Source organism: Streptomyces sp. NPDC085481 (assembly GCF_044541845.1).
Taxonomy (GTDB): Bacteria; Actinomycetota; Actinomycetes; order Streptomycetales; family Streptomycetaceae; genus Streptomyces.
The window spans coordinates 94,508-106,689 of record NZ_JBITTJ010000016.1; the positions used below are offsets into that span (position 1 = coordinate 94,508).

4 protein-coding genes are annotated in these 12,182 nt (G+C 75.0%); 1 reads left to right on the forward strand and 3 read right to left on the reverse strand.

Translation table 11 applies throughout. From position 1 onward, the window contains the following. Positions 1–2: 2 nt before the first annotated feature. The 3 genes from ACIGEZ_RS28945 to ACIGEZ_RS28955 are packed head-to-tail and all read right to left on the reverse strand — an operon-like array spanning position 3 to position 10,849. Positions 3–4,625, reverse strand: coding sequence for a hypothetical protein (locus ACIGEZ_RS28945; protein ID WP_399836640.1), 4,623 nt, complete (start codon positions 4,623–4,625; stop codon positions 3–5). 12 nt (positions 4,626–4,637) lie between these two features. Continuing rightward, positions 4,638–8,174 (reverse strand): hypothetical protein, encoded by a 3,537-nt coding sequence (locus tag ACIGEZ_RS28950; protein WP_399836643.1) that lies wholly within the window; start codon positions 8,172–8,174, stop codon positions 4,638–4,640. After that, entirely contained in the window at positions 8,171–10,849 is a 2,679-nt protein-coding gene (locus tag ACIGEZ_RS28955; protein WP_399836645.1) for a DUF6603 domain-containing protein, read from the reverse strand. Before ACIGEZ_RS28955 ends, ACIGEZ_RS28950 begins: the two co-directional genes overlap by 4 nt. A gap of 298 nt (positions 10,850–11,147) precedes the next feature. On the opposite strand from ACIGEZ_RS28955, the gene ACIGEZ_RS28960 reads away from it, so the two are divergent. After that, the gene (locus tag ACIGEZ_RS28960) at positions 11,148–12,158 is read left to right on the forward strand and encodes a LacI family DNA-binding transcriptional regulator (protein WP_399836647.1); all 1,011 of its coding nucleotides are present in this window, start codon (positions 11,148–11,150) and stop codon (positions 12,156–12,158) included. Positions 12,159–12,182: the final 24 nt, after the last annotated feature.

Below are 12,182 nucleotides of genomic sequence, written 5' to 3' on the forward strand. Positions count from 1 at the left end.
CGTCAGGACTCCTTCTTGATCAGCTGCGCCACGATGGCGGCCAGTTCCGGCCGTTTCATCAGGTCCTTGATGTGCACGCTGGGCGCCGTCTTCATCGCGCTCTCGGGCAGATAGGCGGCGGGGAGGTAGCGCCCCAGCCAGCCCAGCGCGTCCAGGTCCACGAGCCGCAGCTTCGCCAGGTCGAACGCCTCGTGGACGGTGGCGGCCAGCACGTCGGGAGTCCACGGCGCGCCGACCACGGGCGGCACCGCGAGCAGCACGGCCTGCGGGGCCCGAGCCCCGGGCGCGTCGTAGTGGAACGTGGCGCCCGCCGTGTGCCGCTGAGCGGGGATCAGCTCCGACCACGCGTCGACCACGAGCACCGCGACCTTTCCCGTCGCGAGCGCCTGGGCCGGGCCGTGCACCACCAGACCGGTCGCCGGATCGTCCTCGTCCTCGGGCGTGCGCAGCGCGCCCACCCACCGGTCGCCCGCCGCGAAGGGCACCTGCCCGATCCGCAGGGCGTAGCCGCCGCCCGTCGCCGCGGCACCGGTGTGCAGCAGCAGGTCCGCCAGGGCCCCGGTCCCCGGCCGTACCGTCCCCATCAGGTCCACCCAGTCGCCCGGCACCAGCCGGGCATCGCCCCCGCGGTCGAGCCCGGAGCCGAACGAGGCGTCGAGGGCAGGGTCGTCGGGCGGGGCGGACAGGCCCACGGCCCGGAACCCTGGGCCGAACACCGCCTCCAGGACCGCGGCGGCGGCTCCTGGTCCGCCCACCGTCGTCGCCTGCCCGGCGAGCGTCAGGCGCTCGTTCGCCTCGCGCAGCGCCGCGGCCAGCTGGTCGGCCTGCTCCCCGGCCGGTCCGGCCGGCGGCCCCGTCACCCCGTACGCGGCGAGCCCCTCCAGGTCCTTCGCGTCCACGGCCGCCTGGAGCCCGGTGCGCGCGGCCTTCGCGCGGGCCGGGAACGCCGGGTCCGCGACCGGCTGGGGCGCGTTGTCCGCGGCCGCCAGATCGGCCGAGGTGCCGGGCCGGGCGGCCGCGAGCACGGCGGCGACCGCCGCGCCGAGCGCCTCCACCTGGGCGATGTCCAGGGCGGTACGGGACCAGCCCGAGGCCCGGCCGGGGCGCAGGACGGGCAGGGCGTCGGCGGGCACGTTCGCCGGCCGCTGCGGCAGGAGTTCGTGTTCCAGTACGGCCCGCAGCCGGCCCGCCGCGGCGAGCGCCACCACGTCCAGGGCGCAGTGCCGGGTGAGCGGCCACGCGTGCTCGGTGACCGTGGCCGGGCCCGCCCCGGGCTCCTGGCCCGGCCGCAGCCAGGCGGCCCGCAGCCTGATCCGGCCGGTGGCCCCCAGCTGGTGCCCCGCCCAGGTGTCGAGCCGGGGCTCGGCCTCGGCCCGTGGCCGTGCGGTCTGCTGCGCGCCGTCCCAGCCCGCGGCCCGGGGCGCGCCCTCCGGAACGACGACCAGGACCCGGTGGCCCGCCGGGATGCCGCGCCGTGGCGTGTCGAGGACCTGGGGCCGCGGCGGCGGCTTGCCGCCCGCCGCGAGGGATTCCAGCGTGGCACCCGCCCGGTCCGGATTGCCCTGGGTCAGCTGGTGGACGCTCTCGGCGAGCAGCAGGTCGCCGACCGCGTCGAGGTCCTCGCGGAGCGCGGCCAGGTGGCGCCGTACGGCCGCCGCCTCGGCGCCGGTCGCGTGCAGATACGAGACGACGTCGTTCTCCGGCACCTCGGCGAGCCGCGCTCCGTCCGTGACGTCGTGGGCCCCGATGAACTCCTGCGCTCCCGTGCCCGGGTGCTGGACGGTCTGCACCGACCACTTGGCCCGCAGCGGCGCGATGAAACGGTCCAACTCCAGTCCTTCGGCGCCCTGTTCGCGTTCGTCGTGCAGCCGTCGTTCGAGCCGGTAGCCGAGCAGTGCGCCGAGCGGCTGGCCCTGGGCGACCCCGTCGAGGACGGTCATGGCCACCCGCATCCGCCGCGAGGACAGGTCGACCGCGAAGGCACCGGGGTCCGTCGGGTGCGACAGGGCGCCGCTGTGCAGGACCGCGGCGGTGGCGGCCTGCGGCAGCGAGGGGGCCAGGACCCAGCCCCGGCTGCGCGGGACGCTGCGCGGCGTCAGGTTCTCCACCCATCCGTACGCGCCCAGCTGCACCCCGGTCGGACGGCGCCCGCGCAGGGCGTGCAGCCGGGCGGTGGCGAGGGAGCCGATCCAGGCGTCGAGCCGGTGGGAGACGAGATCGAGGCATTCGCCGAGCAGCCGCTCCATCGCGGCGAACGGGTCCTCCTTGCGGTCCCGCCAGGTCCTCACCCGGCCGGCCAGGTACTGCAGGGCCGCGTCGATCTCCGCGAGGCGCACGCTCCAGGGCCGCTCCGTGCCGAGCAGCCCGAGGACGCCGTTGCGCCGGGTCGCCGCCTCGACGACCTGCCCGGCCATGGACGCACGGGCGGTGAGGATGCTCTGGAACACCGTCGTGCCCCGGTCGGTCGCGCCCCGGCCGGATCCGCCGTCCGCGACCGTCCCCGGCGCGGGCAGCGCCATGATCTTTCCCAGCGTGAAGGGACGGGCGAGCAGTCCCGCGCCGGTGAGGGTGCTCACCTCGTGCTGCGGGTTGAGCAGGACGTCGGCGAACCGCAGCAGCGGCCACGGCGCGTCCGGGTCGCGGACACCCGAGGCGGCACGCCCGTACTCCAGGTTCGCGGTGTGCCGCAGCAGCGCCTCCAGGAGGGTGCGCGCCTCCTCCTTGCGGACCGTGAGCCTGAGCAGCTCGAAGCGCTCGACCACGGCGTTGAGGAATCCGCTCAGGTCGTCCGCCGGGTCGGTGCCGTCCGGCAGTCCGGCCGGACGGACGTACGGCAGCCACAGGCGGCTCGCCGCGCCGTTGATCTGGTGGCTGATCTTCGGCCGGTAGGTGATGCCGAGCGCCGCGTTGAGCGCCTGGGAGTGCCGGTCCTCAGGGGTGTCGCCCACGCAGTACCCGGTGCTGCTGAAGCTGAGGCCGCCGAGGCTGAGCGAGACGTCCTTGAAGCAGGCCAGGAGCCCGCCCTGGACGGAGCGCACCGACACCGTCCGCGAGACCGGTGTCATGCCCAGGGCGCGCAGCACGTCACGCTCCGGCTTGGGCAGCGCGAGGGTCTCCCCGGGCTGGTCGGGGCCGCCGACCCGGGGCAGGCCGCCGACGCCGACCTCCCAGAAGGGACGCAGCACGCCGAGCACGCGGTGCAGCCCCTTCAGGCCCGGCGGCTCGTGCGCATCGGGCCGCCAGCGCGCGGTGGCGGTGACCGGGAGCACCCCGTACGGCTGTCGGCCGACCCGCAGCACCGGCAGCGGGCCCCGGGCCCGTACGTTCTCGAAGTAGTGGCGGCGCAGCCAGGAACGGTCGACGGTGAGCTCGGCGCCTCCCTCGGCCTTCTCCAGGAGTTCGTCCAGGTAGAAGTCCCCGGTGGCGCTCCACAGCGCCATCTGCAGGGCGCGGGCATCCGCCTGCTCCGGCTCGTCGGCCCCGGGCAGGGGCGTGAGCGCGGACACCGGAACGCCGAACGCGGTCGCGGCACGGGCGCAGTTCGCCCACGGGTCGGGCGGTGCGGCGGGGGAGGAGGCGTCGAGCAGCCGGTCCACATCCGGGGGCGGTGGCAGGGAACCGGCGCCGTCCTGCGTGTTGTTGGTCGCCGTGCCCTGCGGTACGAACGCGGCCTCACCGTCGCCGTCCCGCCCGGACAGCAGCCGGGCGAGCCGTCCCGCCGAGGCCTCGGGGTCGAGCGAGCCGGACACGCCGAACGCGACCACCCGGGTCAGCAACGGCTCGCGGGCCGGGTCGTAACCAGGCCCGCGCAGTGACACGGTGACGGCGAGACCCTTCTTCTCCGCCTCGGAGAACTCCTTCAGCCAGAGCAGCGCCGGGTCGAGCTGTGGCCCGCCCGGTGCGGGCCCGGCATCCGGGTCGGGCCCGAGCTGCACCACGTCCGGGACCGGCTTGCCCTCCTGCTCGCCGACCAGCACATCGCCCTGATACGCCCGGACGACGAACAGGTCCGGCAGCGTCGAGGCGGTCGCCGCCCGGTTCCAGCCCCGCCCGCGGACCGGCACCTCGGGCCAGGGCGGTTCCGGATCCGGAGCGGAGTCGGGCAGCGGCGCCGGCGGGCGGGTGTCCGTCACGGGCTTGAGCACCCGTACCAGCCAGCGCGCCCGCTGTGCGCCGAGCGCCCCCGACAGTTGTCCCCAGGCGGCCAGGAGGAGCCGGGCCCGGTCCCCGTCCGCGTTGTCGCTGCGGCCGGCCCGCCACACCGTCCGCCAGTAGCGGCGGCCCTGCTGCACCTCGCCCTCGGTGGGGTGCGGCTCGTGCGACTCGACGTGGATGTCGTCGGGGAAGATCCGTACGAGCAGCCGGTCCTCGCCGCCTTCCCTGCGCACCCGGGTCTCCAGGCGTACGGGCAGGAGCAGCAGCGGCACTTCGGGATCGAGGCCGGCGAGCAGCGGGGCGAACCCCTCGTCGGCGAAGGCGCGCACGCCCTCGTCCAGAGCGCGCCGGGCGGCGCCGAGGCGGGCGAAGGCGGTCTGCCGTTCGGTGGCGGTGGCCCGGGCGTCGAGCAGCGCACGGTGCTCCTCGGCCTCGGTCACGGTCCGGCGCAGCGCGCCGAGATCGGTCATCTGTCGTTCTCCTCAGGGGGACACGAGTCGCTCGGCCGGCAGGACGACCCTGACGGGCTGCTGGAAGCACTGGCGGGCGGTCCCGGCGGCGCTCGCGCCCCACACGACACCGGCGTGGGCGACGTTGGGCCGCACGTTCCCCGGGGCGTGGGTCGCGGCCAGATACGCCTCCCTGGAGTCGAAGAGATGACTCCAGTCGAGGTTGTTCCAGTCGTCCGCCTCGCTGGAGGTGCCGGGCGGCGGGGCGTAGTTGCGGCCCCACATGCCGGGATCCGGAGGGTCGGTGAGCGCGTTCGCGGGCGGGTCGTCGAGCCCGAAGCGGGGCTCGGTCGGCTGCTCGGCGATGACGAAGCACCAAGGCGACGCGTCGAGTTCGGTCTTGGTGAGATTGAAGCCCACCATCGCGGTGTCGGGGTCCAGGCCGCCGCGGAAGATCGGATGACGGGCTTCGGCTTCCTTGGGTTCGGTGCCGACCAGCGGAGCCGCGTAGATGATCGCACCGGGATAGCGGCGCAGCAGGGCGCTGCGCAGCAGCAGGACGACCCGGTCGGGCGGGGCGGTCAGATGCGTCCCGAGCGCCAGGTCGCGCTGCCACTGGTGCAGCGGCGGCAGGTCCGTCCCGGCGCCCCAGAACGAGGCGAAGTACGTGCCGCGCTGGTCGGTCGGGTATTCGCGCCAGCGCAGCTCGCGCGCGAACTCGTGGTTGGCGCCGACCATGTACGCGGCGACGAAGGAGGCGTTGGTGAGGGCGAGCACCGCCGTGTCCGCCGGGATGTGCTGGAGACCGCCGAACATCCACTCGTTGGACTGCGCGGACAGCGGGGGCCACATGGCGTCGCCGAAGACCGGTGCCCACTGCACCGGAACGTCCGGGTCGGTGCCCGCGGGCCGCTCGACCAGCGCGTCGACCACGGCGGGCACGGTGACCGCGGGGTCCGTCAGCTCCACGATCTTCTGCTGGGTCTGCTGGGCGGGGAAGGTGTCCCGGGGCGGGATCGACGGCGCGTCCGAGGGGGCGAGCACCCGGTCGTGCGCCTGGACCACCATGTCCTTGACGTCCTCGGGGCGGGTGGCGAGCACGGCCGGGGCGGGCAGCAGGTCGCTCTGCTTCGCCAGCGTGCCCGGGTGGGTGAAGGCGCCGAGGCCGAGCCCGCCGGTCTCGTGCCACTTGTCGACCAGGGCCTTCAGGCCGGAGGGCTCCCAGGGGTCCTGCTCGGGCCCGGGGCCCTCGCCGGTGATCCGGAGCTCGCCGCGGCAGTCCGCCCACCAGGTCTCGGTGGTCGGCTTCAGGTCGTCCCAGTCCCAGCTGCCCGGGCAGGAGCCCCGGAACGTGCCGTGGTGGGCGTCGGACCGCCAGGTGCCGGTGAACACGCCGTCGGAGCTGATGTTCTCCGGGTGCCAGGTGCCGGTGCACACCCCGCGCCAGGTGCCCTGCTCCGCACCGGACTCCCAGGTTCCCGTGTACAGGGCCATCCAGGTGGGCTCGCCGCCGTCCTCGCCGGGGTGGTTGCTCCAGGTGCCCTCGAAGCTGCCCTTCCAGCGGCCCGACCGCCCGGCGCCCATGTCCCAGGTGCCGGCGCAGACGCCCTTCCAGTCGCCCGCGGGCTCGCCCTTGGACTCCCCGGTCCAGGGCCCGTCGAACGCGCCCGTGAACCCTCCCGTCACCGTGCCGGCACCCGCCGTGTCGCTGAACAGGCCGAGTCCGGCCGGACCGCTCCGGCCGCTCGGGAAGACCAGGTCGCCGTGCGGGGTGACCTTCGTCCGCGCCAGGAAGTCGTCGGGGACCGCGGCCTCGGGCAGCGCCCAGAGCCGGAAGGCCCGGTTGAGCGCGACGCCGGGGAGCGGGCGCGTGGCGGCGAGCTGCTCCGTGGTGACCGTGCGCTGCACGCAGCGTCGTGCCGCGTCGGCCGCCACCTGCCGCCAGGCGTCCGGCTCCCCGTCGTCGGGCGCGAACACCTTTCGTACGGCTGCGAGCCGCTCCGGGTCGACCACCCGCTCCGGTGCGACGGCGAAGGCCACCGCGCCGTCCGGATCGCGCCGGGGCACGGCGAGGCCGGTGGGGGAGCCGGCGACGGAGGCGAGCACCGTCGCGAACGGCGGCTCCGGCGCGTCCGCCGCCCGCGCGGCGATGAGCCCCACGCGCCGGCTGAGGACGCCCATCGGGCGGACCGCGCGGTGGAACTCGAGGGTGGCCATGGCGTTCGGCAGCAGACTCGTCCGGATCGACGACCACAGCGTCGCGTCCGCGGTCAGCGCGAGCCGGCTCTGCAGGGGTGTGGCCAGGCGCAGGACCTCGTCGGCGGAGAGCGGCCGCACGTGCCGCAGATGCAGCCGGACGCCGACGAGGCGGGCGAACCGGGCCAGGTCGAGCAGCCGGTTGGCGTCCCGTACGTCGGCGAGCTGCCGCCAGGCCGAGGCCATGAGCGCCTCCTGGTCGGCCTGTACGGCCCGGGCGCCGAGCCCGGCCGCGACCCGCCACCGAGGGTCCAGGTTCAGGGTGTCGAGCCAGCCCGACGACGCCGGGACGGCCTCCTTGCGCAGGGCGTGGAAGCCGCCGTACAGCGGGGGCAGGACGTCGGGGTCCTCGTCGCCCGTGCCGTCGGCGACCGGTACCAGCGCCTTCGCGAGGCGCTTCTGCCACGCGGTGCTCTGCGGGCCCACGGGCCACGGGTCGCGCGCCGGGGCGTTCGGGTCGCGCAGGGCGCTCTCCACCTCCTGGACGGTGGGTCCGGGGCCGGTCGCGAAGAGCCCGGGGTGGCTCACGTCGAGCGGCCTGCGGCCGGCCCGCGGGGGCAGCGGGCGGGCCCGCAGCCGGTCGGCCAGGGTCTCGAAGTCGCCGCCCTCGCCGGTGGAGAAGGTCCACGAGAAGTAGACCGGCAGGTCGCAGCGGGCGCCCGGGTTCCAGGCGCGGGCGAGCTTTCCGGGGCGGGTGTCCTGGCCGAGCCCGGCCAGCCGGCCCGCCTCGAACGTGGGGACCAGACAGGCCGTGTAGCCGGTGTGCGGAAGGAGCCGGCGAGGAGCGAGCAGCCGGGAGACCGACCGGCGGGGGTCGGTCTCGTGACCCGGCAGGGTCTGCGCGTGGACCCACAGGTGCAGCGTGGCCGGGTCGGGCAGTTGGGCGCCGTCGACCTGTTCGAGCACGGGCAGGGGGAACCCCGGCTTGCGCTGTGGCCGCCCGGCCGTGAACGGAAGGCACACCAGGGCGAGCCAGGGCCGCAGCTCGCCCCCGGGCGCCGGGGCCAGCGGGGTGAAGAGCCAGGGCAGTTCGCTCCGCTCGAACTCCACCATCGGGAACCTGGTGGTCTCCGCGTCCGGGGTGCCGGGCAGCGGGAAGAGCCGCACGATCTCCTTGGGGTCGATCGCCCGCACGTCGCCCGGCCCGTACAGCTGCATCGACGGCACCGGAACCGGCCGCGCGGGACGGTCGTTCACCGACGCGTCGGCCTTGAGCACGCCTCGTACGGGCTCGGTGCGGACCAGGTCGTCGACGTCGGCGAGCGAGGCGGCGGCGCCGGCCCGGGCCCAGGACGCGAACGTGTACGTGGTCATGGCCTCACCTCGTATGCGGGCACGATCTGGTGCAGCGCGGACCGGCCCGACACGGTCTTCAGCTGGGCGGTGGCCTCGGTGAAGGTGGCCGACCGGAGGAACCCGGCCGCCTCCTTGAGCGTGCCGGTCTCCACGACCGCGTACGTACGCTCCTTCAGGACCGGCTTGATCGACGGGTTCACGTACCGGTTGGCCAGTGCGTGCACGAGGCTGCGGCCCACGGCCCCGAAGGGCAGCGCGGCGGTCAGGGCGGCGTCGGAGATCACCCAGGAGGCGGCCGGGGTGCTGACGGGGCCGCCGAGCCACTTGGTCTCGTACTCCACCGCCACGGAGTGGCTGCGGGCGGTCGTCGCGCTCGCGGGCGGCGTCAGCTCGCTGCCCGAGCGCAGCCGCTCGAAGGCCGGCTGGGTGAGCTTCTCGTCGTCCGTGAGGTCGAAGAAGTCGGCCCGGGCGAAGTCCTCCTGGACCGGCTGCGCCGAGCCCGCCCCGGCGGCGAACGTCACCTTCACGCTGAACTTCGGCGGCGGTGCCGGGAGCCTGCCCGGCCCGAACCGGACCACCGGTACGTCGAGCGGCACCGTGCGCTGACTGAACCGCAGCCGGCCGAGCGGGTGCAGCAGACGCCCGCCCGCGGCGGCGTCGTCGGCACGCAGCGACACCATCGTGCGCGCCCCATCCGGCAGGACCGGCTCCCAGCTGTGGGGGTCGTCGAGCGCCTGCTCCAGGAGCCGGCAGACGTCCGGGGGTGGTGGTGCCTTGGCCTCGCCGGTGCAGTTCCAGTGTTCGTCGAAGGGGAAGCTGACGTCGAAGAAGAGGATGGACACGCTGGCCCGGCCGGCGACGTGCCAGCAGGGCGTCGGCCCGTCCACGTGGACCCGCAGCCCGACCGAGCACAGGGTCGCGCCGCTGACCCGCAGGGCGAAGGAGCCGGCGAGGTCGAGCATGACGCCGAAGCTGGGCTCCCAGCGCACCAGCGCGTCGAAGGAGAGCCGCCCGGACACACCGGTACTGCGGGAGCCGATGACGGCGGAGAGCTCGGCGCCCGCCTGGACGGTGCCGGGGGTGAGCGCGAAGTAGCCGGAGAAGACGATCCGCAGCAGCGGACTGTCCGCGATCGGGATGGTCAGCCGCTTCGGTGTGGGGAAGCCCGCGGGCGGGGTGAAGCGGGGGTGGAAGCCGCCGGCGCTGAGGATGAAGGTCGCGTCCTGGCCGCTCTTGATCCGCAGGGCGAGACCGCCCTCGATCGAGGCGGTCAGCAGCCGGGAACCGGCCAGGTTGGCGTTGATCTCGACCAGGCCGTTCGCGGCGTCGACGACGCCCGCGACCGAGGCCCGCAGATCGAGGATCGGCGCCTGCGGGGCGGGCAGCGCGACCCTCAGCCGGCCGAGGATCCCCACCACACCGCTGGGCAGTTCGAGCACCACCCCGACGTCCGCGGTCAGGAAGGAGACCGGACGGCCCCAGCCGACCCGGAACATCGGCCCCACGACGGTGCTTCCCGAGCGGGCCGGGAACACCGCGCCCAGCGAGGCGAGGATCCGCGGGGCCGCCGCGGCGGCGTCCGCGGGGAAGAGCAGGTCGTCGAGGTGACCGGACTGGACGACCTGCGCGAGGCCCGCACGGTCGAGCGCGCGGCCGATGCCGAGCAGACCGCCGACGGCGTTCAGGGTGAAGGCGAGGCCCAGTTCGATCGCCGGGGTGAACTCGGCGCTCATCGAGACGAGGACCGACACCGGGCGGGTGTCCAGGATCCCGAAGGCCCGCACCTCGACGACGCCCAGGCTGAGCGAGAGCGCACCGCGGTACTGGCCGTCCTGCTCGGACAGGAACCCGCCGCCCTTCGCCGGGCCGAGGGAGAGGGCGAGCCCGACGCCGTTCGGCGGGACCGGGGTGACCGTGTAACCCCCGCCCGCCGGGCGCACTTCGAGGCCGACGCCGTCGACCGTCGCGTCCGCGAGGCCGAGCAGGGAGGCGCCGAAGGACGCGTCGAGCCGGAGCCCGCCGTCGCGGGCGGACACGTACAGCGAGGGTGCGCGCAGGCCGGACGGCGTGCCTTTGAGGGGGACCGCGATCCCCTTTCCCTTGCCGCCGCCCTCGAGCCGCCACCCCGTCTTGTCGAGGGTGACGCCCAGGCGGCCCTTGAGGACGAGGCCGCCGGGGACGAGGAGTTTCAGCAGCTCGCTGTCGCTGAGCCCGACGTCGACGCCGTCGGCGCGGAAGGCGAGCGTGGCGGCGTCGGGCGCGTCGGAGGGCAGCGAGAGCACGAGGCTGACGCCGTCGCGGACGGTCACACCGGTGACGAGGGTGAGCGCTCCGGTCAGGGCGAAGGAGAGGGCGATCCTCGGGGGCAGCACCGTGGTCTGCGGGTTGCCCACCGCGGCATGGCTCGCGTCCAGGACGCCGTCGATCGACAGCGTCCACGGCGGCGCGGTCTGCTGGACGGCGGTGCGCAACAGGTCGACGAGGACCGGCCACACGTCCCCGTGGGGGGCGGTGTCCGGCAGGGCGAACCGTACGAGCAGCGCGTGCGCCGTCAGCGACCCACCGGGTGGCAGGCCGAGGGCCTGCGCCAGGCGCGTGCGTCGTTCGTCCTGGGGGAGACCGCCCAGCAAGGGGAGGACCGGGGCGAGCCCCGCGCGGAGCTCGGCGGACAACTGCGGCAGTGGGCTTGCCATCAGCGGGCCGTGGAGAGGAGGGGGACGTTCATTGATCGGCGCCGTTCTCCGCCCGTGGGGCGGCACGCGGCCGCTGCCACCAGGGCGGATGGGGATCGGGAACGCACCGACGCTAGCGCCGTGCGAGGGGTGGTGCGCCCTCGCGAACCGCGGGACGGAGCCGGTCAGGTACGGATTTCACCCGGCCGGCCGGGGCGCGTACGCCGGCGGACGCGGCGGCGCCCTAGACGGGGTCGCGATGCTCATCGCTGGCAAGGAACCGCAATTCCCTTGCGGTATTTGCGCTAGCCTTGCGTTCATGACGCGACGACTTGCTCAGGTTGCCAAGAAGGTGGGAGTCAGCGAGGCCACGGTGAGCCGGGTGCTCAACGGCAAGCCCGGGGTCTCCGAGGCGACCCGGCAGTCGGTCCTGACCGCCCTGGACGTCCTCGGTTACGAGCGTCCCACCCAGCTCCGCGGCGAACGGGCGCGTCTCGTGGGCCTGGTGCTGCCGGAGCTGCAGAACCCGATCTTCCCCGCGTTCGCCGAGGTCATCGGCGGCGCGCTCGCCCAGCAGGGGCTCACCCCGGTCCTGTGCACGCAGACCAAGGGCGGTGTCTCCGAGGCCGACTACGTGGACCTGCTGCTCCAGCAGCAGGTCTCCGGGGTGGTCTTCGCCGGCGGCCTGTTCGCCCAGGCCGACGCCCCGCACGACCACTACCGGCGGCTCGCCGAGCGCAACATCCCGGTCGTCCTCGTCAACGCCCCCATCGAGGGCCTCGACTTCCCCTGCGTCTCCTGCGACGACGCCGTCGCCGTCGAGCAGGCCTGGCGCCACCTCGCCTCGCTCGGACACGAGCGGATCGGTCTCGTGCTCGGCCCCGCCGACCACGTGCCCTCCCGCCGCAAGCTGGCCGCGGCCCGCGGCGCCTCGGAGGCGGCGGGCCGGGAACTCGCGGAGGAGTTCGTCGAGCGCTCGATGTTCTCCCTCGAAGGCGGGCAGGCCGCCGCGGCCCGGCTCCTGGAGCGCGGGGTGACCGGGATCGTGTGCGCGAGCGACCCGCTGGCCCTCGGCGCCATCCGGGCCGCACGCCGGCGGGGGCTCACCGTCCCGGCCGACGTCTCGGTCGTCGGCTTCGACGACTCGGCCTTCATGAACTGCACCGAGCCGCCGCTGTCGACCGTACGCCAGCCCATCGAGGCGATGGGACGGGCCGCCGTCGAGCTGCTGTGCGCCCAGATCCAGGGCAGCCAGACCCATTCCGGTGAGCTCCTCTTCGAGCCCGAGCTCGTCGTCCGCGGCTCGACCGCCCCGCCGCGGCAGAGCTGACCGGGGCCGCTGCTCCCAGGGTCC